A 25,728-nucleotide genomic window follows, 5' to 3' on the forward strand; every position below is an offset into this window, starting at 1 on the left:
CAAGGATTGTCTGGCTAGACTATTACGTTTGAGTCAGTCCAATCTTTGAATCATGGGAGTCAGCAATGGAGTCTGCCGGCCAGGCAGCCGAGGGTTATTCGGCGGTATTTTTCATGGAGGGCAGCCAGGTGGCGCGCGAGATGCGTGCCAGCGAATTCGGCGCCTTCCTGGACGGCTATGTGGGCCTGTCTGATCTCGCCGAAACCGAAGTCAGGGCGGTTCTGGTCGAGCTGAGTGATGATCTTCTTGTGCAGGCTCTGGTGTTTTTCCGGATCTGGTTTGATGAGGAGGGCCGGGCAGACAGCCACTGGAACGTGCCTATTGAGGCGCTGGCAGGGCGTGGTGCCAAGGGGCCCGACATGGGTGGTGGCGCTATCCGCCTTGTTTGCCGTAGCCAGTGCCCTGATCCCCAGTACAAGGAAGATCTGTGGGACCCGGATATGACGCCGGGGAACAACCACTTTCAGGCGATTCGCAAAGCGGTTGAGGCGAATAACCTCAAATTCCGCAAGATTGAACCGGTTCAGGAAGAAAACATTCCGGTTCTAAGTGCCCAGGCCGAGGATTCGGCCGATCCGGAAGAGTCCGCGGCTGCCGCGAATCGCTCCCGCCTGGCACAGCTTATCCGGGAACAGCGCCTGCGGATCAAGACACTACAAAGCGTTCACCGGGATTCCCTGTCGGATATCCAGCGGGAGCATCGGCTGGAAATGCAGGGCCTGCGCAGTGAAATGGCAAATCTTGAGCAGAAATACGAGCGCCAGCGCCTTAGCAATGAGCAGCTCAAGAAGCGCCTGTCGGAACGTAATGAGCAATACCTGACCATGCAGGAACAGATGGTCTCCAGCGGTGAGGGCAAGCAGCAGGACGATGCCAGCGTGGATGCAGAGCTGGTGCTGTTGCGGGAGCAACTTGAGCGCCGGCAGCGGGAGCTGGAACTCCGGAACGACATGATTGTAGCCCTTGAGCAGGAAATTCATGAGCTTCGGCACCGGGAGCCCGCCGAAAATTCCATCCTCGATCACCTTAAACGCCAGTCCGTTTTCCTGGTGGCTTATCAGCCCGGCGTTGGCCATGTGACGCTGCCCTTCAAAGACATCGAAACCTACTTCAATAACCCCACCGCCTACGCGGCAGAACGCTGCGGCATGAATGAGCCTGCCTACCGGGAGTGGCTGGAGCATTACGAAAACCCAGTCTGCAAGCACGAGGGCAAAGGTGGCAAGTTCTGTGAAGAGCCCATCCTTCGGATAAGCCAGCCGGCGGAGTTCCGTCCGGGGATTGATGACCGCTGCGAGAAACACCGGGACTGAGTGTGGGAAGTTTTTTCAGTATCGGGGTGACTTTCGTTAAACTGTACGCCAGATTGTCACGGGGGTAACGGATTCGTCTGGCCCCGCCGCATCCCGACGCCACAGGAAACTTCATGGATCAGTTCAGGAACATTGGTGTGATTGGCCGGATGGGCAGCGTTAAAGTGGTTGAATCACTGCGCCAGCTCAAACAGTATCTGATCGCCAACAACTACCACGTCATTCTCGAGGAAGATACCGCGAGTATGCTCCCTGGCCACGGCCTGCAGGTGGCGAGCAAAAAGCTGCTGGGCGAAATCTGTGATCTGGTGATCGTGGTTGGCGGCGACGGCAGTTTGCTGGGGGCCGCCCGGGAACTGGCAAAATCCAAGATTCCCCTGCTTGGGGTAAACCGTGGCCGGCTGGGCTTTCTGACCGATATTTCTCCGTCTGACCTGGAGGAGCGTCTTGGCAAGGTGCTGCAGGGCGAATACATGGAAGAAACCCGGTTTCTTCTGGATGGCAATGTGGAGCGAAACGGTCAGCCCCTTGGCTTTGGTACTGCACTGAATGATGTGGTGCTGCACCCGGGTAAATCCACCCGGATGATCGGTTTTGACCTGTTCATTGATGGTCACTTTGTCTACAGCCAGCGCTCGGACGGCCTGATCGTTTCCACGCCCACGGGATCGACGGCGTACTCACTGTCGGCAGGCGGGCCGATCATGCATCCCAAGCTGGACGCCATTGTTCTGGTGCCGATGTTTCCCCACACTCTCAGCAGCCGGCCGATCGTGGTCGACGGCAAGAGTGAAATCAAGCTGGTGATCGGTGAGACCAACGAAACCTATCCGCAAATCAGTTTCGACGGGCAGATGAACATCGCCTGTGCGCCGGGCGATATCATCCGCATCACCAAAAAGCCGTTCAAGATCCGGTTGATTCATCCCACCGATCACAATTTCTACGCCACCTGCCGTGACAAGCTTGGCTGGGCTAGCGAAATATCAGCGAGTTGATCATGGCTGGAAACAGACAAACCGCAAGCCGCGGTTATGACATCATTGGCGATGTACACGGCTGTGCGAACACGCTCGCCAGGCTTCTGGATCAGATGGGTTATCGCAAGGTCAACGGTGTGTACCGGCACCCGCGCCGGCAGGCCATTTTCATTGGCGATATCATTGATCGGGGCCCCCGTATCCGGGAAGCGCTGCACCTTGTCAGAGACATGGTGGAGCGCGGCTCGGCCCGGATTGTTATGGGTAACCACGAATACAACGCTCTGGGCTACTGTACCCGAGCCCGTCCGGGCAGTGGCAAGAAGTGGTTGCGAGAGCACAACGCCCGTCATGACCGGTTGATCAAGGAGACACTTGATCAGTTTGAAGCCTACCCCCACGAGTGGAATGAGTTTCTTGAGTGGTTTTACACTATTCCCCTGTTCATTGAGGACGAGAGTTTTCGTGCGGTTCATGCCTGTTGGGATGGCGACCTGATCGAGAAATTCAAGCGGGTGCAGGGAGGTGCCTGTATTGATGAGGATTTCCTGCACGCCTCGGCGGCCATTGAATCTTTCGCCGGGCAGGTGATGGATACCCTTCTCCGTGGCACGGATCTACGGCTGCCCGAGGGCATGTCAATTACCGGAAAGGACGGCTATGTCCGCGAGTTTTTCCGCACCAAGTTCTGGGCGGACGATCCCCACACGTATGCCGATGTTGTGTTCCAGCCGGACCCACTGCCGCCGGAAGTGGCGCGCCGTGTGTTAACGGAGAACGAGCGAAAGCAGTTGATCAGCTATCCCCTGGGCGCACCGCCGGTCTTCGTCGGGCATTACTGGATGGAGGGTGAGCCAGCCCCGCTCAAGTCCAACGTTGCCTGTATTGATTTCAGCGCCGTGAAGTACGGTCGGCTGGTGGCCTACCGGATGGACGGAGAGCGGGCACTTTCCCGGGACAAGTTTGTCTGGGTAGAGGTGGAACGGCCGGAGCAGCCGGATTATCCCACCAGTGAAGACAGTGTTGCACGCTAGTCCGTATAGAACGGCCCAACCATTTTTGGAGGCGGAGTAAAAAACGGTGTACCGAGTCAAACAGGTGGATACCACGGTGAATCTGGCCGGCTTCAGCCGCTGGCTGAACGGGCAGGGTGTTACTCACCGGATTGCCGAGGAGGGTGGTTTTCAGGTGATCTGGCTGGAGGATCCGGCCCACGCTGAGCCGGTGCTTGCAGCCCTTGAGCGCTTCATGGCGGAACCGGAGCTCCGGGATGCGGTTGATCGCCAGAACCGGTCGCCGGTTTTTGTTGGCGGGCGCTGGCAGCCTTCGCCTCGCCATGCGCCATTGGTTCTGGGCATCATCGGCTTTGCAGTGATTATGGTCTGGCTCACAGCCATGGGGCAGAATGAACTCGCTGCCACACTGATGATGATTGACCCGCGTGATTATGACTGGAGCACCATGGCCGGTCGTATTGATGCCTTGTCGGCGACTCTCGCCAGTGGCCAGGTGTGGCGTCTGCTGACTCCGGATTTTCTGCACTTCAGCTGGACCCATATAATTTTCAACTCGGTCATGCTCTGGTTCCTGGGCAGTCAGATTGAATGGTTTGACGGGCGGGGACGGCTGGTCACTCTTTTCCTGGTGACCAGCCTGGTCTCCAACGGGTTGCAGTACTTTGTTTCCGGGCCCCTTTTTGGCGGGCTGTCCGGCTTTGTCTACGGTATTCTGGGTTATTGCTGGCTGAGCCAGCGGTCTGCGCCAAGGTTCCAGTTTCCGCCGGCATTGGTAACCTTTGCCGTGGTGTGGATGGTGATCGGTTTTACCGCGCTTCCTGAAATGCTCGGTCTCGGGCGTATGGCAAATGAAGCCCATCTGGGAGGATTTGTCGCGGGATTGGCCCTTGCGGTGATTTTGCCCGTAAGAGCCAGACGCGGAGTATAAAAAAAGCCCCACCAGAGGTGGGGCGTGAAAAGAGCTGTAAGCTCCTGATGAGAGAGACCAAATGATACGACCGTCGTCATTTGGTGAGTTAATGATAATCATTATCGTTTGATTCTGTCAAACGATTCCGCCACTTTTTTATGAACGTTTTTTCAGGAGAGCGGGATGACTTACGAAGAACTGATTGATCGGCTGGACCCCAATGTGTACCGGAGCCTCCGGCAGTCCATTGAGCTCGGAAAATGGCCCGACGGCCGCAAGCTGACTCCCGAGCAGCGGGAAATCAGCCTGGAGGCAGTCATCTATTACGAAAATCTGCACAACATTCCCGAAGAGGAGCGTGTGGGTTACCTCGACAGAGGCAGCAAGGCGGGAACCGCCTGCGATCCCTCCGTAAAGCGTAATCAGAGTAACGGCGACGCAGATCCGGACCAGTTTGTTGAGGTCAAGTCTTGAGCAAAACCATTGATGTAACCGGTCGGCTTCGGAAAATGCCGGCAGAGGCGAGAACTCCGGTGGCCTACACCATTGCCGTCGGCGATACCCGTATACCCCTGAACGAACTGATTGGCAGGCCGTTGCGGTTTGATTTCGACGGCATCATTCGTTGTATCCATTGCGACCGAACCACTAAAAAGAGCTTCAACCAGGGGTTTTGCTACCCCTGTTTTCGCAAGCTGGCAGCCTGTGACAGTTGCATCATGAGCCCGGAAAAGTGCCATTATCATCTGGGAACCTGTCGTGAGCCGGAGTGGGGCGAGACCCACTGTATGGTGGAGCACGTGGTTTACCTCGCGAATTCATCCGGTCTCAAGGTGGGCATCACCCGAGCCTCCCAGGTGCCGACCCGCTGGATTGACCAGGGCGCGGTAGATGCCATTCCCATGGTGCGGGTTGCGACCCGATACATCGCCGGGTTGGTGGAAGTTGCCTGCAAGGCCCACGTTGCCGACCGAACCAACTGGCGGGCGATGCTCAAGGGCGACGTACCGGAGCTGGACCTGGCCGAAGAGCGCTGGAGAATTCTGGGGCTGATTGCCGGGGATCTTGAAGCACTGAGAGAAACTCACGGCCAGGAGTCTATCCGTGAGGTGGATGAGCAGGGGCTCGGCCTCAGTTATCCCGTTGAGGTCTGGCCAGAGAAGATCAAAACCCATAACCTCGACAAAACGCCGGAAGTTGAAGGCGTCCTTGAAGGCATCAAGGGGCAGTACCTTATTCTTGATACCGGTGTAATGAACATCAGGAAGTTCACCGGTTATGAAGTCCGTTTCCGGGTTGCGGAGCGCTGAACCGCTCCCCACCCGGCCATTCCGTTCATGCCTCCGGACCCTGATTTTTGGTCCATGCAGGCAGCGAATTCTGGAGAAAACCAATGCGTACCAGCCAGCCACAAACCATTTACCTGAGCGATTACAAGGTGCCCGCGTATCTGGTCGATACCGTGGAACTGACCTTCGAGCTTTTTGAAGATGGTGCCCGGGTACACAGCACGCTTGAACTTCGTCGGAATCCTGAGTCCGCCGAGGCATCGGCACCCCTGGAGCTTGACGGTGACAGCCTGAAGCTGGAGTCCGTTGCCCTGGATGGCGCCAAACTGGCGGCGAGCGATTACGAGGACCGGGGCGATCAGCTGGTCATCCGGTCTGTACCGGACCGGTTCCGTCTGACCACCGTAACCTGGATCGAGCCCCAGAATAACACCCGGCTCGAAGGTCTCTACAAATCCTCGGGCATGTTCTGTACCCAGTGTGAGGCCGAGGGATTCCGCTGTATTACCTACTTCCCGGACCGTCCCGACGTTATGGCACGCTTCCGCACCCGCATTGAGGCCAGCAAGGAGGCGTATCCGATCCTGTTGTCCAATGGTAACGATGTCGAGAAGGGCGAGCTGGAAAACGGGCGCCACTTCGTGACCTGGGAAGATCCGTTCCCCAAACCCTGTTATCTCTTTGCCCTGGTAGCCGGGGATCTTGTGGAGAAGCGTGACAGCTTTACCACCTGCTCCGGCCGTGACATTGATCTGCGTATGTATGTGGAGCCCCGGAACGCCAGGAAATGTGATCACGCCATGGATTCCCTGAAACGGTCCATGCGCTGGGATGAGGAGGTCTACGGTCGGGAATACGATCTGGATATTTTCATGATCGTGGCGGTGGACGACTTCAACATGGGCGCCATGGAAAACAAGGGCCTCAATATCTTCAACTCCTCATGCGTGCTGGCCAGCCAGGAAACGGCAACGGACATAGCGTTTCAGCGCATCGAGGCCATCGTCGCCCACGAATACTTCCACAACTGGTCCGGGAACCGGGTCACCTGCCGTGACTGGTTCCAGCTGAGCCTGAAAGAAGGCTTCACCGTATTCCGGGATTCCCAGTTTTCAGCAGATATGGGCTCGCCCACCGTCAAGCGGATTGAAGATGTCACCCTGTTGCGCACCGCCCAGTTTGCCGAAGACAGCGGCCCGATGGCGCACCCGGTTCGGCCAGCTTCCTATATGGAAATTACCAACTTCTACACCCTGACCGTTTACGAGAAAGGGGAGGAAGTGGTGCGCATGATCCATACCCTGCTGGGACCGGACATGTTCCGCAAGGGCAGTGATCTGTACTTTGAGCGCCATGACGGCCAGGCGGTCACCACCGACGATTTCGTAAAAGCCATGGAGGATGCTTCGGGCCGTGATCTGAGCCAGTTCCGGTTGTGGTACGAGCAGGCGGGAACGCCGGTGCTGACCGTTTCCGATGAATTCGACGCCGGCCCGGGCATTTATCGACTGACGATTGAGCAGAACATTCCGGATACACCGGGCCAGACCAATAAAAAGCCCCAGCACATTCCATTTTCTTTGGGACTTCTGGGGCAGGATGGTCAGCCACTGCCCTTGCAGCTGGAGGCGGATGCGTCTGAAGCGCCCACAGAGCGCGTGCTTGAGCTTACCGAGGCCGTCCATACCTTTGACTTCCATGGCGTTGAGGCGAAGCCGGTTCCCTCTCTGCTGCGGCACTTCTCGGCGCCGGTCCGGGTTCGCTATCCGTGGACCCGCGAGCAGTTGCTGTTCCTGATGAGTCACGATCCGGACGGATTCAACCGCTGGGATGCCGGCCAGAGGCTGGCGGTGGACGTGATTCAGTCCCTGGTGGGTGCCGCGGATGGCTCGGAAGTGGAGCCAAGGCTGGTTGAGGCTTACCGGAAACTGGTTTCCGATACGGATCTTGATCAGGCACTGGTGGCAAAAATGCTTCAGCTGCCGTCCGAGGCGTATCTGATTGAGTTGGCGGAAAATGCCGATGTTCCCGCGATTCACCAGGCCCGCGAAACAGTGCTTAAATGCCTGGCTCACGCCCTGAGGAACGAGCTACTGGCGTGTTACCAGCGTAATCTCGAAACCGGTGCCTATGAGGTGACTCCAGAGGCCATTGCCCGTCGCAGCCTGCGTAATACCGCGCTCGCCTGGCTGCTGGTGATCAATGATGAGAAAGGCCGCACTCTGGCGGTGAGCCAGCTGAACCAAGCCGACAATATGACAGACCGGATGGGTGCCCTGCAGGCGCTGGTCAACTCCGACTATGAAGATGACCGGCGTCAGGCCCTGGACGAGTTTTACAACAGCTTCCGGGACGATCCGCAGGTTGTTGAACAGTGGTTCTCCGTACAGGCGGCCAGCGACCGGGCCGGGCAGCTGCCGGATATCAGGAAGTTGCTGGAGCATCCGGCCTTTGACTGGAAGAATCCGAACAAGATTCGTTCAGTGGTAGGTGCATTCGCCGGGCAGAACCTGGCGGCTTTCCACAATCCGGACGGTTCCGGTTATGACTTCCTGGCAGATCAGGTTTGCCGGCTGGATGACAGCAATCCGCAGATCGCGGCGCGCCTGGTGACGCCGCTGACCCGGTGGCAAAAGTTTGCGCCGGCCTACAGCGGGCCGATGAAGTCCGCGCTGGAACGTATCCGCGACAAAGACGGCCTGTCCCGGGATGTCTATGAGGTGGTGCACAAGAGCCTTGCCGGTTGAATCCGAAGGTGGTTCAGGTAGCCGGCTGTGACCGGGAGCTTTGTCACAGCCGGATACAAAATCGCACTTTCGGTCGATAGACTTTAAGGCGTGATCCGTTAATCTGGCTGAAGGTCTGAAATTCCATCAGATGACAATAAAATGCCTCTTCAGAGGCTTCCAGACGCACTTAAGGTTTTACAATGAGTTACAACAAAAATGCGATTCTCGGCGGTCTGCTGGTTCTTTCCGTGGCATCGTCGCCTGCCTGGTCGGCGGTTTCCGCCAGTGAAGCGGCCCGTCTGGGCCAGGACCTGACCCCTTTTGGCTCCCCCAAGGCCGGTAACAGTGCCGGTACTATTCCGGCCTGGACCGGGGGGCTGACAGAACCACCTCCCGGGTATGAGGGCAGCGGGCAACACCACATAAATCCGTTTCCGGACGATGACGTCCTTTTCACCATCACGCCTGCCAATATGGATCAGTACGGGGACTATCTGACGGATGGTGTGAAAGCGTTGCTGGAAACCTATCCGACCACTTTCCGTGTGCCGGTGTACCAGTCCCGTCGAACCCATGCAGTTCCCGACTGGGTGGCGGAGAACACCCGCGAGAACGCGGTGAATGCGGAAATCGTCGGCCAGGGTGAGGGCCTCGAAGGCGCGTTCGGGGGCTACCCCTTTCCCATACTGCATGGCGACAACGAGCAGAAAGCCTGGCAGGCAATCTGGAACCATCTGACCCGTTGGCGCGGTGTATCGCTTACCCGTCGCTCCAGTGAGGTGGCTGTCCAGACCAATGGTGCCTACACCCTGGTTACGTCACAGCAGGAAGCATTTTTCAACTTCTACAACCCCGAAGGTGGTGAAGAAGATCTCGATAACATAATTTTTTACTACCTGTCGTTCACCCAGTCTCCCCCCCGCCTTGCCGGCGGTGCCATTCTCGTTCACGAGACTCTGAACCAGATCATCAATCCGCGGAACGGATGGGGTTACAACGCGGGCCAGCGCCGTGTGCGCCGGGCGCCGAACCTGGGATATGATTCACCGATCGCGGCCGCGGACAACCTGCGAACCGCCGATGACACGGATATCTTTAACGGTGCCCTGGACCGGTACAACTGGCGCTACGAGGGCAAGCGGGAAATCTATATCCCCTATAATAATTACCGGATCGGCGAGAAGGGTACGCCTTACGAGGAGATCCTGGGGGTTTCCCACCTGAATCCCGATCTTACCCGCTGGGAGTTGCACCGGGTCCATGTGGTTGAAGCCACGCTGAAGGAGGGTGAGCGCCACATCTACGGCAAGCGCCGCTTCTATATTGATGAGGACAGCTGGAACACCGTTCTGCTGGACCAGTACGACGGCCGTGGCGAACTCTGGCGGGTGACCATGGGTCTGCCGAAAAATTATTACGAACTTCCGGGTGTGTGGACAGTGCTGGACGTCTATCATGACCTTCAGGCCCGGCGTTATCACGTGCTTGGCCTTGATACCGAAGAGGCCAATACCCGGGTGTTCACCAACGAGGTTCCGAACAAGCGTTACTTCTCTCCCGCGTCCCTGCGCCGCAGGAGCGTTCGATAAGGCCTGGGTGATCAAGGGATGCGCCCCCGTCCATAGGAAGTGGCGACCCGACATACCGGCCACCATGAGGTGGCCGGTATGTTCACAGTTATTCCCGGCTTGGCCGGTCAGAGATACAGTTCAATACAACACAATAGGCAATCTGAATGGCTAATAGGTTGATGTGCAAGACGCTGGGAGCGGCCTGTCTCGGACTTTCCATGGCGTGGTCCGCCCCTGCGGCGTTTGCGCTTGCAGATGTCATCGAAACCCCGGCCCGGCCAACCGATCTGGCCCCGGAGAATCTTCTGAACGATGCGACCCGGACCGGAGATCGTATCGTGGCCGTAGGAGAGCGAGGCCATATCATTTATTCGGATGATGAAGGGGAGACCTGGGTTCAGGGTGAAGTTCCTGTCTCGGTCACCCTGACCGGAATCGATTTCGGTTCAGAAACTCATGGCTGGGCGGTAGGGCACAGTGGTGTGGTTCTGCATACCGAGGATGCCGGTGCCACCTGGAGCCTTCAGCTTGACGGTATCAGAGCAGCGGCACTGGCCATCGAGAGCAGGGAAGAGCAGATTGCAGCGATGGAGGAGCGCATTGAAGGGGCTCCCGAATCTGAAAAAAGTGACCTGGAGTGGGCACTTGACGACCTCTACTTTGCCCTGGAAAACCTGCAGGCTGATCTGGATGTCGGGCCGGTAAACCCACTGCTGGATGTCTGGTTCGAGAACGAGAACCGCGGTTTTGTTGTGGGTGCCTACGGAATGTTCCTGCGAACAACGGATGGCGGTGAAACCTGGAAGGACTGGGCACCCCGGATCGAAAACCGGCAGAATTTTCACCTCAATGGCATTACCCGGGTCACCGGTGGCGCTTTGGTAGTGGTTGGTGAGGCTGGGCAGATCCATGTCTCGGTGGATGGCGGCGAGACGTTCGAGCGCCGCGAGTCTCCTTACGAAGGCTCCCTGTTTGGGGTGATCGGTACCGGCCAGGTGAACGAAGTCCTGGCGTTTGGCCTGAGAGGCAACATGCTGTTCTCAACGGATCTTGGCAAGAGCTGGCGCATGATTCCCAATTCGGCTGGCGCAACTCTCAACGACGGCGCCGTTGCTAAAGACGGCCGGATTACTCTGGTGGGTAACGGTGGCGCCGTCCTTCTCAGTACTGACGGAGCAGAAACCTTCCGGGAGAATTTCCGTAGTGATCGGGATGGGGTCATGAGCGTGGTGCCCATTTCAGGGACAGATCTGCTGCTTGTCGGCGAAGGCGGCGTAAAAATTACAGACGCCCGTGGAAAGAACCTTCAATAACGCCCTGATGTGGCAACAACCGAACGAATAATAGAGGGGCTTTTGAATGTCCAACCCTAAGCATGACAAGGGCGAACACTACCTGACGACGCCCAAGGCAGAACCATTCCTGGAGCGGCTGATTTTCAACAACCGGGCACTCATTCTGATTGCCTTTACCGTGTTGACGCTGTTTCTGGGTTACAACGCCATCAAGATCCAGCCTGATGCCAGTTTCGAGCGCATGATCCCGCTTGAACATCCGTACATCGTTAACATGCTGGAGCATCGGGACGATCTCGAAAATCTCGGTAACTTCGTTCGTATCGCCGTGGAGGTTGAAGATGGCGATATCTTTACTCAGGAATACATGGAAACCCTGAAGCAGATCACGGACGAGGTTTTCTATCTGGATGGCGTGGACCGATCGGGTCTTAAATCCCTGTGGACCTCGAACGTTCGCTGGGTGGAAGTGACCGAGCAGGGTTTCCAGGGTGGAACCGTCATTCCGGATAACTACGATGGTTCAAGAGGTAGTCTTGAACGGTTGCGTCAGAATGTTCTGCGCTCCAATGAAGTCGGGCGCCTGATTTCCGATAACTTCCGGTCAACGATTGTTTACGCGCCGTTGTATGAAAAAAATCCGGAGACCGGTGAGGCTCTCGACTACGGCGAATTCTCTCGTCAGTTGGAAGAAAAGATCCGTGAAAAGTATGAGGCCCAGAATCCGAACATTGAGATTCATATTGTCGGATTTGCAAAAAAGGTTGGTGATCTGATTGAAGGGATTGGCTCCATCGCCTGGTTTGCCGGCATCACCATCCTGCTGACCACGCTGCTGCTATTCTGGTATTCCCGTTCGATTGCCGGAACTCTGGTTCCCGTCTTTACCTCGATCATTGCGGTTTTCCTGCAGCTGGGAACTCTGCGGTTGATGGGTTATGGCCTGGATCCGTATTCCGTTCTGGTGCCGTTCCTGGTGTTTGCGATTGGTATCAGTCACGGCGTCCAGATTGTTAACGCCATGGCGGTTGAGGCGGCCAAGGGCTTTGACTCGGTGACGGCTGCCCGCCTTGCCTTCCGTGCCCTTTATATCCCGGGTATGCTGGCACTGATCTCTGATGCGTTCGGTTTTCTCACGCTCATCTTCATTGAGATTGACGTAATCCGGGATCTGGCGGTGGCAGCGGGTATTGGCGTGGCCTTCGTTATCCTGACCAACCTGGTGCTGCATGTTCTGATCATGTCTTACATCGGGATCTCCCAGAGCGGTATTCGCCATGTGCAGAACCACGGGGAAAAGCAGGACCGGAAGTGGCGCGTCATGTCTTACTTCTCACATCCGGGCGTGGCGCCGATCTCCCTGCTGATCGCCGTGATTGGCCTTGGGCTCGGCCTCTACTACAAACAAAACCTCAAAATTGGCGATCTGGACCGGGGTGCACCCGAGCTGCGTGCGGATTCCAGATACAACAAGGACAACGCCTACATCATCGACAACTACTCCACCAGTGCCGATGTGCTTGTGGTAATGGTGAAAACGCCGGAAGAGCAGTGCACCCAGTACAACGTGCTGCGTGCCATGGACGCCTTGCAGTGGGAGTTGCAGAACACACCGGGTATACAGTCTTCCGTGTCGCTGGCGGATGTGTCCAAAGTGGTGACCAAGGCGCTGAATGAGGGTAACTGGAAGTGGTACGAGATTTCCCGTAACCAGACCATCATCAACGCGTCCATTCGTGAGGCACCGGCGGGGCTGATCAATACCGACTGCAGTCTGACACCCGTGCTTGTGTTTCTTGAGGATCACAAGGCGGAAACGCTGGAAACGGTCATTGAACGTGTTGAGGAGTTCGCCAGCGCCAACAGTACCGAGGAGCACAGGTTCCTGTTGGCAGCAGGCAACTCAGGCGTGGAAGCGGCGACCAACGAGGTGATTTCCAGCGCCAAGGACAAGATGCTGCTGCTGGTTTACGGCGTGGTGAGTTTACTGTGCTTTGTTACCTTCCGTTCGATCCGCGCGGTGCTCTGCATTGTGATACCGCTTGGCCTGACCTCTGTCCTCGGCGAAGCGATCATGGCGGTGTCCGGTATTGGCATCAAGGTAGCGACGTTGCCGGTTATCGCCCTGGGGGTTGGTATTGGTGTCGACTACGGCATCTATATCTACAGCAAGCTGGAGAAGTATCTTCTTGAGGGCAAACCCCTTCAGGAGGCCTATTACGAGACGCTGCGCTCCACCGGTAAGGCTGTTATGTTCACCGGTGTAACACTGGGTCTCGGCGTTGTTACCTGGATATTCTCCCCGATCAAGTTCCAGGCAGACATGGGCTTTCTCCTGTTCTTTATGTTCCTGTGGAACATGGTTGGAGCCATCTGGCTGCTGCCGGCTCTCGCCCGGTTCCTGTTGAGGCCGGATCAAATGCTTGCAAAAGCGCGCACTGCGAAATAAGATTCGCAGCGACTCGAACAAAAAAGCCCGCATTGCGGGTTTTTTTGTTGTCTGCTCAATCGGTTAGCGAGCTAATCCACACTTTATTTATGGTGTGAAGTGGTCTATGTTCTAAGACGACCGCGATGTCCGCTCGCAGCAAAAGGCGGGCAATTGATGATAACGACCAGAAAAAGGAAGAACTCACATGACACTGAAACTCAAAGCCTCTGCATTTGCCGTTGCTGCTGCTGTTGGCCTGGGTGTGGCCTCAGCATCGGTGACCGCACAGGAGCAACAGTTCGTGACCATCGGTACCGGCGGTGTGACCGGGGTCTATTACCCGGCCGGCGGTGCCATCTGCCGTCTGGTGAACATGGATCGCAAGGAACATGGCATTCGGTGCTCCGTAGAAAGCACCGGCGGTTCCGTCTACAACCTGAACGCCATTCGCCAGGGCGAGCTGGATCTGGCGGTTGCCCAGTCTGACTGGCAGTACCATGCCTACAACGGCACCAGCCAGTTTAAAGACGACGGCGCCAACAAGAAGCTTCGTGCGGTTTTCTCCCTGCACCCGGAACCGTTCACAGTCGTTGCCAGCAAGGGCTCCGGCATCAAGACTTTTGAAGACCTTGAAGGCAAGCGTGTGTCCGTGGGCAACCCCGGTTCCGGCCAGCGTGCAACGGCTGAAGTGCTGATGGATGAGATGGGCTGGACCATGGACAAGTTTTCACTGGCTGCTGAACTGAAAGCGGCAGAACAGTCCCAGGCGCTGTGTGATGGCAACATTGATGCTTTCTTCTACACAGTCGGGCATCCCTCCGGCGCCATCAAGGAAGCGACCACTTCCTGTGACAGCGTCATCGTTGAAGTGGATAACACCGCCACCAAAAAGCTGATCGATGAGAATCCGTACTACCGTAAAGCCATCATTCCCGGTGGCATGTACCGCGGAACCGACGAGGATGTGGCCACCTTCGGGGTAGCCGCGACCTTTGTGTCCTCTACCGATGTGTCCGAAAAGGTGGTTTACGAAGTGGTCAAGGCAGTGTTCGAAAACTTTGACAGTTTCAAGCGCCTGCATCCGGCATTTGCCAATCTGGAGAAGTCAGAAATGGTATCTGATGCCCTGAGTGCGCCGCTGCATCCGGGTGCCCTGAAGTACTACAAGGAAGCGGGTCTGATCAAATAACGACTGACCGGGCAATCGGGTGTGGCCTGTGCCACCCCGATTGTTGTTTCCTTTCCCTCCTTCACAGGACATACCTATGACCGGCAAAGATCCTAACTCCGGGGATTCCGTAGATACTTCAGCCGTAGATCAGTTCCTGCAAACAGAAACCGGCGGGCGTGCCGGCACCGGATATGCTGCGGTGCTTCTGTTTGTTATTCCGGTGGTCTGGTCTCTGTTTCAATTGTGGATTGCTTCGCCACTGCCCTACATTTTTGAAATAGGGGTGTTTAACTCAACAGAGGCACGTTCGATCCACCTGGCGTTTGCGTCTTTCCTGGCGTTTGCCGCCTTCCCCATGATCAAGGGGCGGCGCGACACCTCCAACGCAGTGCCCTTTTATGACTGGATTCTTGCACTTCTGGCAGCGTTCTCGTCGGCGTACCTGTACATCTTCTATAAGGAGCTGTCGACTCGGCCGGGTGCGCCAATTCTGCAGGATCTGATCATCGCAATGCTCGGCCTGGTGCTTCTGCTTGAGGCGACCCGCCGTGCCCTCGGCCTGCCACTCACAATTGTGGCTGCCGTGTTCATTTTCTATTCGCTCGCGGGCCCCTACATGCCGGATGTGATTTCCCATGGCGGCGCCAGCCTGGAAAAACTTGCCTCGCATCAGTGGTTGGGTACCGAGGGCGTGTTCGGTGTTGCCCTGGGTGTCTCCACGAGCTTCGTGTTCTTGTTTGTGCTTTTTGGTGCTTTGCTGGAGAGAGCTGGAGCGGGTAACTATTTCATCAAGGTTGCCTATGCCTCCCTGGGTCACATGAAGGGTGGTCCGGCGAAGGCGGCGGTGGTGTCCAGTGGCTTGAGCGGGATCATCTCCGGCTCCTCCATTGCAAATGTGGTTACCACCGGCACCTTCACAATTCCGCTGATGAAGCGGGTCGGATTCCCAGCCACCAAAGCCGGTGCCGTAGAGGTGGCTGCGTCCACCAATGGCCAACTGACGCCGCCAGTAATGGGGGCGGCAGCGTTCCTGATGGTGGAGTACGTGGGCATCTCCTATCTGGAGGTGATGAAACACGCGATCCTTCCCGCAATGATTTCCTATATTGCCCTGATCTATATTGTCCACCTCGAGGCCTGCAAACTGAACATGCAGGGGCTGGAGCGGCCAAACAAGCCGACGCTTGCCCAGCGGTTGCTGACCTGGGTCTTTATGCTCTTGGGCCTGTCGGTGCTGACCCTGGCGGTGTACTACGGAATTGGCTGGACGAAAGAGGTATTTGGTGCCGCGGCGGTGTGGGTTCTGGGGCCCGTTGTGTTGGCCATCTATATCGGATTGGTGGGTTATGCGGCCAAATTCCCGGACTTGCAGGAAGATGACCCGGCCGATTCAATGGACGAGCTGCCACCACTGGGGCGCACGGTGAAAACCGGTCTTTATTATCTCTTGCCTGTCGTGGTTCTGATCTGGTGCCTTACGGTGGAACGTTTCTCACCGCAGCTTTCTGCATTCTGGGCGACCATGTTCATGATCTTTATTGTGGTTACCCAGGTACCACTCAAGAACCTGTTCCGCAAACGGGGAAAAATCGGAGGGGCGACCAAACAAGGCGTTGTGGATGTCGTGAATTCACTGGCAACCGGCGCCAGGAACATGATTGGCATTGGTGTGGCGACGGCATCAGCGGGTATCGTTGTTGGCACGGTTACGCTTACGGGCATTGGCCTGGTCATGGCCCAGTTTGTCGAGTTTATCTCCGGCGGCAACCTGATGCTTATGCTGGTTTTCACTGCTGTGATCAGTCTTATCCTGGGCATGGGGCTGCCGACCACCGCCAATTACATTGTGGTGTCGACCCTGATGGCACCGGTTATTGTGACACTGGGGGCCCAGAATGGGCTGATCGTGCCGCTCATCGCTGTGCACCTGTTCGTGTTCTACTTCGGGATACTGGCGGACGACACGCCGCCGGTGGGGCTTGCGGCCTACGCCGCCGCTGCGATTTCCGGGGCCGACCCCATTCGAACGGGTGTTCAGGGGTTCACCTACGATATCCGGACCGCGATCCTGCCGTTCATGTTTATCTTCAACACCCAGTTGTTGCTGATCGGGCTGACAGGCTGGTTTGATCTTCTGGTCACCGTATTCAGTGCCGTGACGGCCATGCTGGTTTTCTCCGCGGCAACGCAGGGGTTCTGGTTTACCCGCACCCGCTGGTGGGAAACCCTTTTTCTGCTGTTGATAACGTTCACTCTTTTCCGGCCCGGGTTCTGGTGGGATAGGGTCTATCCGCCGGTTGAGAGCCGCCCCGGAACCGAGATCATGGAATACATCGAGGCTGTTCCGGCGGGTGAGGATATTGTTATCAAGGCCACGGGTATGACCATTGATGGCGATGAGAAGTCAACATTCCTGCAACTGCCATTGCCTGCGGGCGAGACTCCCGAAGCCCGGCTCCAGGAATCAGGTCTTGGTCTGCGCCGGGACGGCGATCAGATGATTGTGGACTTTGTGTCCTACGGCAGTGTGGCCGAAACTGCTGGCCTGTACTTCGACTGGACGATCGATGCCTTTCAGGTGCCGCTGGAGCGCCCGCCGAAGGAGCTGATGTTCATTCCGGCACTGGTGCTTCTGGGGCTGGTTGCCTTCGGGCAGTTACGCCGACGGGCCAGGGAAGAGGGGGCAGTGGAGCCAGCCTGACCAATGTTTCTGTCCGTAAAAGCCCGGCATTAACCTGTCGGGTTTTTTTCTGTTAGACTTCGCCTCGAATCGGCCCGCGGTTTGTGTCGCGCAGTGCCGTCAACATGTGGTCTCTGGTATAGATCACCGCTGAGTAACCAACAGGAGCTTTCCATGCCCGTCGTAACCCTGCCCGATGGCAGCCATCGCAGTTTTGCTGAACCCGTAACCGTCCATGACGTCGCCGCCGATATTGGTGCTGGCCTCGCCAAAGCCGCTCTCGCCGGGAAGGTGGATGGCCGGCTTGTAGACACCAGCTACCGCATTGAAGACGATGCTGAGCTGGCCATTGTCACCGAGCGTGATGAAGATGGCGTCGATATCATCCGTCACTCCACTGCCCATTTGCTGGCAATGGCCGTCAAGGAGCTGTTTCCGGCAGCCCAGGTTACCATCGGCCCGGTCATCGACAACGGCTTCTATTACGACTTCAAGTTCGATCGCCCCTTTACCAACGAGGACCTGGCGCGGATCGAGAAGCGTATGGAGGAGCTTTCGAAACAGGATATTCCGGTTTCCCGGTCTGTTATGTCCCGGGAAGACGCCGTCAAGCTGTTTGAGGAGATGGGGGAAGAGTACAAGGTGCGCATCATTGAGGACATTCCCGGTGATGAGGACCTGTCCTTCTATCGCCAGGGCGACTTCATCGACCTGTGCCGCGGCCCTCACGTGCCCAGTACCGGCAAGCTGAAGGCTTTCAAGCTGACCAAGGTTTCCGGCGCTTTCTGGCGTGGTGACACCAGCAACGAACAGCTGCAGCGTGTTTACGGTACAGCCTGGGGCAACAAGAAGGACCTGAAGGCGTACCTGCACCGTCTGGAAGAAGCCGAAAAACGTGATCACCGAAAGGTTGGTAAGAAGCTTAATCTGTTCCATATGCAGGAAGAAGCGCCCGGGATGGTGTTCTGGCACCCGGACGGCTGGTCGATGTACCAGGAAATTGAGCAGTACATGCGCCGCAAGCAGCAGGAGCATGGTTACAAGGAAATCAAGACGCCCCAGGTGGTGTCCCGTACTCTGTGGGAAAAGTCGGGTCACTGGGACAAGTTCAAAGACGACATGTTCACCACGGAGTCGGAGAAGCACGACTACGCCATCAAGCCCATGAACTGTCCGTGCCACGTTCAGGTCTTTAACCAGGGGCTGAAGAGCTACAAGGATCTTCCCCTGCGACTGGCAGAGTTCGGTTCCTGTCACCGTAACGAGGCGTCGGGTGCGCTGCACGGCCTGATGCGTGTTCGCGGTTTTACCCAAGATGATGCCCACATCTTCTGCGAAGAGGACGCGATCCAGAAGGAAGTATCGGCATTCATTGGAATGCTGCACGAGATCTACACAGATTTCGGGTTTACCGAGATTCTGTACAAATTGTCCACTCGCCCTGAGAAGCGGGTCGGTTCCGACGAAGTCTGGGACAAGGCCGAGGCCGCCCTGGAAGAGGCGCTGAATCGTGAGGGCGTGGACTGGGAATTGTTGCCGGGCGAAGGTGCTTTCTACGGCCCTAAAATCGAATTCTCCCTGAAAGACTGTATCGGCCGGGTATGGCAATGCGGTACCATTCAGGTCGATTTTTCCATGCCGGGCCGCCTTGGCGCCCAGTATGTGGCAGATAATTCCGAGCGTAAGACGCCGGTCATGCTGCACCGAGCGGTACTCGGGTCGTTCGAGCGGTTCATCGGTATTCTGATTGAAGAATACGAAGGCGCATTTCCCACCTGGCTGGCACCAACCCAGGTTGTGGTCCTCAATATCACCGATAATCAGCGTGATTATTGTCAGAATCTGGCGAAAAAGTGGGATTCTTTGGGCTTTAGGGTTAATGCTGACTTGAGAAACGAGAAGATCGGCTTTAAAATCCGCGAGCATACTCTTAACAAGGTTCCCTATCTTGTCATCGTCGGCGACAAAGAGGTCGACAACAACACCGTTGCGGTGAGAACCCGCAAAGGCGAAGATTTGGGAACGCTATCGCTTGAAGCGTTTGAGCAACTTTTGCAGAAAGATGTTGAGCGCAAGGGCAAAACAAAGACGGAGATCTAATTATTAAACAGCGAGCGAATCGGGGTGGGCGTACACCAAAGGCGCCGATCAATGAGAATATTGACGCAACCGAAGTCCGTCTGATCGATGCCGAAGGCAATCAGGTCGGTGTCGTACCGATTGAAGATGCAATCAAGCAGGCAGAAGAAGCGTCTCTTGATCTGGTTCAGGTTACGGATTCCGATCCGATCGTCTGTAAGATAATGGACTACGGCAAGAAAATCTTCGACGAGAAGAAGGCCAAGGCGGCTGCCAAGAAAAAACAGAAGCAGACGCAGGTCAAAGAGCTTAAGTTCCGTCCCGGAACTGAAGAAGGGGATTATCAGGTAAAACTACGCAACCTGGTACGTTTCCTTGAAAACGGGGACCGCGGCAAAATCACGATCCGCTTCCGTGGCCGTGAGATGGCACACCAGGAAATTGGTATGCAACTCATGCAGCGCATAGAAGCAGATGTGGAAGAGCTTGCCCAGGTAGAGATGCGGCCGAAAATGGAAGGCCGGCAGATGACCATGGTCGTGGCGCCCCGCAAGAAGAAGTGAACCTGATCGGGTGCTTGTCCCCCGCGCATGCGGGGGATTTGTCGTTCAGGGGCACATCGTTGTTTATTTAAAAATAGAATGCGGAGTTTTAAAAAATGCCTAAGATGAAAACCAAAAGCGGAGCCACCAAGCGGTTCAAGAAAACCGCCACCGGCTTCAAGCACAAGCAGTCCTTCACCAGTCACATCCTGACCAAGAAGAGCCCGAAGCGTAAGCGTCAGCTGCGCGGCACCAAGCTCATCGCCAAGTCGGATGTTGCATCTATCAAGCGTATGACCGCGTGCTGATCCAGCCGCGAGAATCATTCCTTAGAAAGTACAGGTAGAAGGATTAGAGTATGGCTCGTGTAAAACGTGGTGTGGTCGCACGCCGTCGTCACAAAAAGATTCTCAATCAGGCCAAAGGTTACTACGGCGCTCGTAGCCGGGTATTCCGTGTAGCCAAGCAAGCGGTTATCAAGGCCGGTCAGTACGCTTACCGCGACCGTCGTAACCGCAAGCGTGCTTTCCGCGCTCTGTGGATTGCCCGTATCAATGCTGGTGCCCGCGCTAACGGTCTGTCATACAGCCGTCTGATTGCTGGCCTGAAAAAGGCAAACGTTGAAATCGATCGTAAGGTTCTGGCCGATCTGGCCATGAACGAGCAGCAGGCGTTTGCCGCTGTTGTTGAGAAGGCCAAGGCGTCCCTGTGATCGCTTAGCTCTTTCATCGATTACTGATCGATACGGGCGTCTCATGACATCATGACGGCGCCTTCTGATAGGGGAAGGGCACGCTCTTCCCCTATTTTTGTTTATAAATTACGTTTTAGCACTTCCATTTCTGGTTTGGAGCAGGGTCAATGGAAAACCTGGAGCAACTGGTTCAGGACGGTTTGGCGGCAGTAGACAAAGCTGACAGTCTGCAGGCACTTGATCAAATTCGTGTTGAGTATCTTGGCAAAAAGGGTGTGATTACCCAGCAGGCCAAAACCCTGGGTAAGCTTTCCGCTGAAGAGCGGCCGGCGGCCGGCCAGAAGATCAATGAAGCCAAGGGGCAGGTGGAAGACGCGATCAATGCGAAGCGCGCTGATCTTGAGCGCGTCGCCATCGAGCAGAAACTTGCCAGTGAATCCATTGACGTTACCCTCCCGGGCCGTGGCCAGGAGCTTGGCGGTTTGCATCCGGTTACCCGTACCCTGCAGCGGATTGAGCAGTTTTTCTCCCGGGCCGGCTATACCGTTGAGCAGGGGCCGGAAATCGAAGATGATTACCATAACTTCGAGGCGCTGAACATTCCCGGGCACCATCCTGCCCGTGCCATGCACGACACTTTCTATTTCAACCCGGGCACCCTGCTGCGCACCCATACCTCGCCGGTTCAGATCCGCACCATGGAGGCCGGCAAGCCTCCGTTCCGAATGATCTGTCCGGGCCGGGTGTACCGCTGCGATTCGGACATGACCCACACTCCCATGTTCCACCAGGTGGAAGGTTTACTGGTGGAGAAAAATGTCAGCTTTGCGGATCTGAAAAGCACTGTGGAGGAGTTTCTCCAGGTGTTCTTCGAGCGGGATTTGCAGGTTCGCTTCCGTCCGTCCTACTTCCCCTTCACCGAACCCTCCGCGGAAGTGGATATTGAATGGGGGCGGGAAGCCGATGGCAGCATCAAGTGGCTGGAAATCATGGGTTGCGGAATGGTACACCCCAAGGTGTTTGAATATTGCGGAATTGATGCCGAGGAATACCGTGGTTTTGCATTCGGCCTGGGTGTAGAGCGCCTGGCCATGCTTCGTTACGGCGTGAACGACCTGCGTATGTTCTTTGAGAACGATCTGCGCTTCCTGCGCCAGTTCCGTTGACAGGCGACACCAGGGCATCCAAACAAACAGGCATAACCGCATCAGGACAAGGCAATAACCATGAAATTCAGTGAACAGTGGCTACGCGAGTGGGTTAATCCGCAAATCGGTACCCAGGAATTGATGGACCAGATCACCATGGCGGGTCTGGAAGTGGACGGTTTTGAACCGGTGGCGGGCCAGTTTAGCGGTGTGGTTGTCGGTGAGGTTCAGTCTGTGCAGCCCCATCCGGATGCGGACAAACTCCGGGTCTGCCAGGTCAGTGATGGCAAAAATACCGTGCAGGTGGTTTGCGGTGCCGCCAATGTTCGGGAAGGTCTCAAGGTACCGTTTGCTGTGGTTGGTGCGGTTCTGCCCGGTGATTTCAGGATCAAGAAAGCCAGGCTCCGTGGTCAGCCTTCAGAAGGTATGCTGTGCTCCGGGTCGGAGCTGGGGCTGTCCGAGAATCATGACGGACTGATGGAGTTGCCGGCCGATGCGCCGGTTGGCCAGGATGTCGCGGATTATCTCAGGCTGAACGATGTAACCATTGATGTGGATCTGACCCCCAACCGGGCCGACTGCCTTTCTATCAAAGGCATTGCCCGGGAAGTGGGGGTGCTCAATAGCGTGCCGGTAGAGGCCCCGGCCATTGAGCCGGTCGAAGCTGTGCACTCAGAAGTCCCGGATATACGTGTCGAGGCGCCGGCCGGTTGTCCGCGCTATCTCGGCCGGATTCTTCGTAATGTGAACCTGCAGGCTGAGTCGCCGCTGTGGATGCAAGAGAAGCTGCGCCGTTCCGGCATTCGTTCCATCGATGCGGCTGTGGATGTAACCAACTACGTGATGCTGGAGCTCGGTCAGCCTATGCACGCGTTTGACCGTGATGAGATTCGTGGTGGCATCGTTGTGCGTATGGCCCGGGTCGGTGAGAAACTGGTGCTGCTCGACGGCCAGGAAGTGGAGCTGACCCGGGGCACACTGGTGATTGCTGATCATGAAAAGCCAATCGCCATTGCCGGCGTTATGGGCGGCGAACATTCCGGGGTCGGTCTGAAAACCCGGGATCTGGTTCTGGAGTCGGCCTACTTCGACCCCATTACCCTGGCCGGCAAGGCACGTCATTATGGCTTGCATACCGATGCCTCTCACCGCTTCGAGCGCGGTGTGGATTACAGGCTGGCTCGTGAAGCCATGGAGCGTGCAACCCGCCTGCTGATGGACGTCGTCGGCGGTGAGCCGGGCGAAATTGTCGAGGTAGTCAGCGATGAGGATATTCCCGAGGATCGTGTAGTCGACCTCCGGGCCCGGCGCCTCAATGACGTTCTGGGTATGGAAATTTACCGCACCACGGTCGAGGAAATCCTGGCCCGGCTCGGGCTTAGGGTAGAGAAGCTGCTGAAAGACGGGTGGAGGGTTAGTGTGCCCAGCTTCCGTCCGGACATCTCAATCGAAGAAGACCTGATCGAAGAAGTGGGGCGGATCTACGGCTACAACAACCTGCCTGTGACCGAGCCTACGGGTTCCCTTGGGCTGCGCCCGGAGAGAGAGGCTGTCCGCCCGGTATCGGCCATTCGCAACTTCTTTGTGGGCCATGGCTACCAGGAAGCGGTGACCTACAGCTTTGTGGATCCGAAGGTACAGCAACTGGTTGACCCTGAGCGCGAGGGTATCGCTCTGGCGAATCCGATTTCCTCCGATCTCTCGGTAATGCGCACCAGCCTTTGGAGTGGCCTGCTGAAAACGGTGGTCTATAACCAGAACCGTCAGCAGTCCCGTATTCGCCTGTTTGAGACGGGCCTTCGCTTCCTTAAGGAAGGCGAACATATTGATCAGCAGCCCATGCTTGCGGGTGTAGTTGTTGGAAACCAGTATCCTGAAAACTGGGTCAACGGTCGCAGAAATGCAGATTTCTTTGATGTAAAAGGGGATTTGGAGAGTCTGTTCCGTTTGCTGGGCATCGAAATTCATTTTGTCGGCAGTCAGCATCCTGCCCTGCACCCCGGGCAGACCGCCGAGCTGCTGCGGGACGGCGAACATGTCGGCTGGCTAGGCACGTTGCATCCACAAGTTCAGAAAAATCTTGAACTTAATGGCACGATCCTGATGTTTGAGCTATTCTTGAATTCGGTCGTTACCGGATATGTGCCTAATTTCAAAGAAATTTCAAAATTCCCGGAAGTTCGTCGGGATTTGGCTATTATTATCGGGAGCGATGTGGCGTTTGCGGATGTGGAGCGTGTGGCCAAAAAGCATGCTGGTGAGCGCCTGACAGCGTTACGTGCGTTCGATGTCTACGAAGGTGAGAGCCTGGGTGAGGATAACCGAAGCCTGGCACTGAGCCTGTTCTGGCAGCATCCCGAGCGTACGTTAAACGAGGATGAAGTGCATTCGCTCTTCAACGGTGTGATCGACGCATTGAAAGAAGAGCTGGGGGCGACACTGAGGAGTTGAGACATGGCGGCTTTGACGAAAGCGGAAATGGCGGAGCGGTTGTATGAGGAATTGGGCCTGAACAAACGCGAAGCCAAGGAGATGGTGGAAGCTTTTTTCGATGAGATCAGAGGCGCGCTCAGTCACAATGAGCAGGTGAAGTTGTCGGGTTTTGGTAACTTCGATCTGCGGGACAAGAAACAGCGGCCGGGACGGAATCCGAAAACCGGCGAGGAGATTCCGATCAGTGCACGGCGTGTTGTGACCTTTCGCCCCGGGCAAAAACTAAAGCAAAAAGTAGAAGCGTATGCTGGAACCCAGTCATAACAACGAGCTTCCCGCAATTCCGGGAAAGCGTTATTTCACGATTGGTGAAGTGGCGGAGCTGTGCGCGGTCAAGGCACACGTCCTGCGTTATTGGGAACAGGAATTTCCCCAACTGTCGCCGGTCAAGCGTCGGGGCAACCGACGCTACTATCAGCGGGCGGACGTGATCACCATCCGCCAGATTCGCAGCCTGCTGTATGATCAGGGGTATACCATTGGTGGTGCCAAGCAGAAGCTGAGCAGCCACGAGATAAAAGACGACACCTCCCAGTACAAACAGCTGATCCGCCAGATGATCACCGAGCTGGAAGACGTGCTTGAGGTTCTGAACGCGCCGGTCAGATAGGGCGCTTGCAGGCCCCAAAAAAACCGGGACAAGCATTCGCTGCCCGGTTTTTTATGCCCGCAGGGTTACTGTTTCCTGCAGGTCTTGATGTCCGGCAGTGAGCAGTGCTCTGCTGACTGAGACTTGCCGGGAACAGATCTGTCAGCTTTACTGGCCAGAGCGCAGTGGTTAAATCCACGCCGGGCCCGGGCAACCCCGGAGGTCGGGGATAGCCATCCAGGGCACTGGCCCAAATTTCCACGGGATGGGTCTGTGAATTTGATCGGGATCAAAAATTGAGAACGATTGCTCTGCTGATTCAGTTCCGTTTCAGGCTGGGCGGATAGGGTGATGATTCAGAACAGGAGGGGGTATGTCGGACACGGTCAATGAGTTGCTGGTCAACTATTGGGCAACCGGTTTTTTTGTGATCGCTGCCCTCGGCTTATGTGCCTTCATGGCAGGCGTTTCCAGCCTGCTTGGCGGGCGCAGCCATGGCGTCAGCAAAACCATCCCGTTTGAGTCCGGTATTGTCGGTGTCGGTGACGCCCGCCAGCGGTTTTCCGTCAAGTTTTATCTGGTCGCGATGCTCTTTGTGATCTTCGATATTGAGGCGGTGTTTCTGTTTGCCTGGGCGGTTGTGATTCCGGAAGCGGGCTGGAGCGGGTTCTGGGGCGCGGCGGTTTTTATACTGATATTGCTTGCCGGCCTGCTCTACGACAGTCGCTCCGGGGCGTTGGAGTGGGCCCCCGAGGGTTCTCAGGGACACGGGGAGGGCTAATCGTTCGGTTCCAGGGT

The 25,728-nt window shown here is 56.4% G+C and carries 21 protein-coding genes; all 21 read left to right on the forward strand.

From position 1 onward, the window contains the following. The first annotated feature begins 65 nt into the window (after positions 1 to 65). The 21 genes from NLK58_RS19700 (at position 66) to ndhC (ending at position 25,711) form a co-directional block, all read left to right on the forward strand. Positions 66 to 1,313: a DNA repair protein gene (locus tag NLK58_RS19700; RefSeq protein WP_341581552.1), complete on the forward strand. Its 1,248-nt coding sequence runs from the start codon at positions 66 to 68 to the stop codon at positions 1,311 to 1,313. 113 nt (positions 1,314 to 1,426) lie between these two features. Further along, positions 1,427 to 2,311 carry an NAD(+) kinase gene (locus NLK58_RS19705; protein WP_117619993.1) on the forward strand — a complete coding sequence of 295 codons (885 nt, stop codon included), beginning with the start codon at positions 1,427 to 1,429 and terminating at the stop codon, positions 2,309 to 2,311. Between the two features lie 2 nt (positions 2,312 to 2,313). Beyond that, on the forward strand, positions 2,314 to 3,327 hold the full coding sequence (locus NLK58_RS19710; protein ID WP_117619994.1) for a metallophosphoesterase: 1,014 nt from the start codon (positions 2,314 to 2,316) through the stop codon (positions 3,325 to 3,327). A gap of 46 nt (positions 3,328 to 3,373) precedes the next feature. Further along, a complete protein-coding gene (locus NLK58_RS19715) occupies positions 3,374 to 4,237 on the forward strand; it encodes a rhomboid family intramembrane serine protease (RefSeq protein ID WP_117619995.1) in 864 nt (287 codons plus the stop codon). 165 nt (positions 4,238 to 4,402) lie between these two features. Beyond that, complete coding sequence (locus NLK58_RS19720; protein WP_341581553.1) at positions 4,403 to 4,693, forward strand: DUF1315 family protein; 291 nt, start codon at positions 4,403 to 4,405, stop codon at positions 4,691 to 4,693. Next, positions 4,690 to 5,529, forward strand: coding sequence for a DUF2797 domain-containing protein (locus NLK58_RS19725; protein WP_341581554.1), 840 nt, complete (start codon positions 4,690 to 4,692; stop codon positions 5,527 to 5,529). The genes NLK58_RS19720 and NLK58_RS19725 overlap by 4 nt, the downstream gene beginning before the upstream one ends. An 83-nt stretch (positions 5,530 to 5,612) precedes the next feature. Further along, positions 5,613 to 8,255 carry an aminopeptidase N gene (gene pepN / locus NLK58_RS19730; RefSeq protein WP_117619998.1) on the forward strand — a complete coding sequence of 881 codons (2,643 nt, stop codon included), beginning with the start codon at positions 5,613 to 5,615 and terminating at the stop codon, positions 8,253 to 8,255. 182 nt (positions 8,256 to 8,437) lie between these two features. Continuing rightward, positions 8,438 to 9,826, forward strand: coding sequence for a DUF1329 domain-containing protein (locus NLK58_RS19735; protein WP_341581555.1), 1,389 nt, complete (start codon positions 8,438 to 8,440; stop codon positions 9,824 to 9,826). A gap of 146 nt (positions 9,827 to 9,972) precedes the next feature. Beyond that, complete coding sequence (locus tag NLK58_RS19740) at positions 9,973 to 11,121, forward strand: YCF48-related protein (protein ID WP_341581556.1); 1,149 nt, start codon at positions 9,973 to 9,975, stop codon at positions 11,119 to 11,121. Positions 11,122 to 11,167: 46 nt separating this feature from the next. After that, on the forward strand, positions 11,168 to 13,552 hold the full coding sequence (locus tag NLK58_RS19745; protein WP_341581557.1) for an MMPL family transporter: 2,385 nt from the start codon (positions 11,168 to 11,170) through the stop codon (positions 13,550 to 13,552). A gap of 187 nt (positions 13,553 to 13,739) precedes the next feature. Then, entirely contained in the window at positions 13,740 to 14,723 is a 984-nt protein-coding gene (locus NLK58_RS19750; RefSeq protein WP_341581558.1) for a TAXI family TRAP transporter solute-binding subunit, read from the forward strand. A gap of 76 nt (positions 14,724 to 14,799) precedes the next feature. Beyond that, positions 14,800 to 17,406 carry a TRAP transporter permease gene (locus NLK58_RS19755; protein ID WP_341581559.1) on the forward strand — a complete coding sequence of 869 codons (2,607 nt, stop codon included), beginning with the start codon at positions 14,800 to 14,802 and terminating at the stop codon, positions 17,404 to 17,406. 153 nt (positions 17,407 to 17,559) lie between these two features. Then, positions 17,560 to 19,485 carry a threonine--tRNA ligase gene (gene thrS, locus NLK58_RS19760; protein ID WP_341581560.1) on the forward strand — a complete coding sequence of 642 codons (1,926 nt, stop codon included), beginning with the start codon at positions 17,560 to 17,562 and terminating at the stop codon, positions 19,483 to 19,485. Between the two features lie 2 nt (positions 19,486 to 19,487). Continuing rightward, entirely contained in the window at positions 19,488 to 20,027 is a 540-nt protein-coding gene (gene infC, locus NLK58_RS19765; protein WP_205422356.1) for a translation initiation factor IF-3, read from the forward strand. Positions 20,028 to 20,122: 95 nt separating this feature from the next. Beyond that, positions 20,123 to 20,314, forward strand: a complete 192-nt coding sequence (gene rpmI, locus NLK58_RS19770) for a 50S ribosomal protein L35 (RefSeq protein ID WP_007151842.1) — start codon at positions 20,123 to 20,125, stop codon at positions 20,312 to 20,314. A 50-nt stretch (positions 20,315 to 20,364) separates the two neighbouring features. Beyond that, positions 20,365 to 20,718, forward strand: coding sequence for a 50S ribosomal protein L20 (gene rplT, locus NLK58_RS19775; protein WP_008170485.1), 354 nt, complete (start codon positions 20,365 to 20,367; stop codon positions 20,716 to 20,718). 149 nt (positions 20,719 to 20,867) lie between these two features. Next, complete coding sequence (gene pheS, locus NLK58_RS19780; RefSeq protein ID WP_341581561.1) at positions 20,868 to 21,866, forward strand: phenylalanine--tRNA ligase subunit alpha; 999 nt, start codon at positions 20,868 to 20,870, stop codon at positions 21,864 to 21,866. Between the two features lie 60 nt (positions 21,867 to 21,926). Beyond that, positions 21,927 to 24,299, forward strand: coding sequence for a phenylalanine--tRNA ligase subunit beta (gene pheT, locus NLK58_RS19785; RefSeq protein ID WP_341581562.1), 2,373 nt, complete (start codon positions 21,927 to 21,929; stop codon positions 24,297 to 24,299). A 3-nt stretch (positions 24,300 to 24,302) separates the two neighbouring features. Continuing rightward, positions 24,303 to 24,605, forward strand: a complete 303-nt coding sequence (ihfA, locus tag NLK58_RS19790; protein ID WP_007151838.1) for an integration host factor subunit alpha — start codon at positions 24,303 to 24,305, stop codon at positions 24,603 to 24,605. Continuing rightward, positions 24,586 to 24,951, forward strand: a complete 366-nt coding sequence (locus NLK58_RS19795; RefSeq protein ID WP_341581563.1) for a MerR family transcriptional regulator — start codon at positions 24,586 to 24,588, stop codon at positions 24,949 to 24,951. Before ihfA ends, NLK58_RS19795 begins: the two co-directional genes overlap by 20 nt. 352 nt (positions 24,952 to 25,303) lie before the next feature. Next, positions 25,304 to 25,711 carry an NADH-quinone oxidoreductase subunit A gene (gene ndhC / locus NLK58_RS19800; protein ID WP_341581564.1) on the forward strand — a complete coding sequence of 136 codons (408 nt, stop codon included), beginning with the start codon at positions 25,304 to 25,306 and terminating at the stop codon, positions 25,709 to 25,711. The last annotated feature ends 17 nt before the right edge of the window (positions 25,712 to 25,728 follow it).

Source organism: Marinobacter metalliresistant, from assembly GCF_038098645.1.
Lineage (GTDB): Bacteria > Pseudomonadota > Gammaproteobacteria > Pseudomonadales > Oleiphilaceae > Marinobacter > Marinobacter metalliresistant.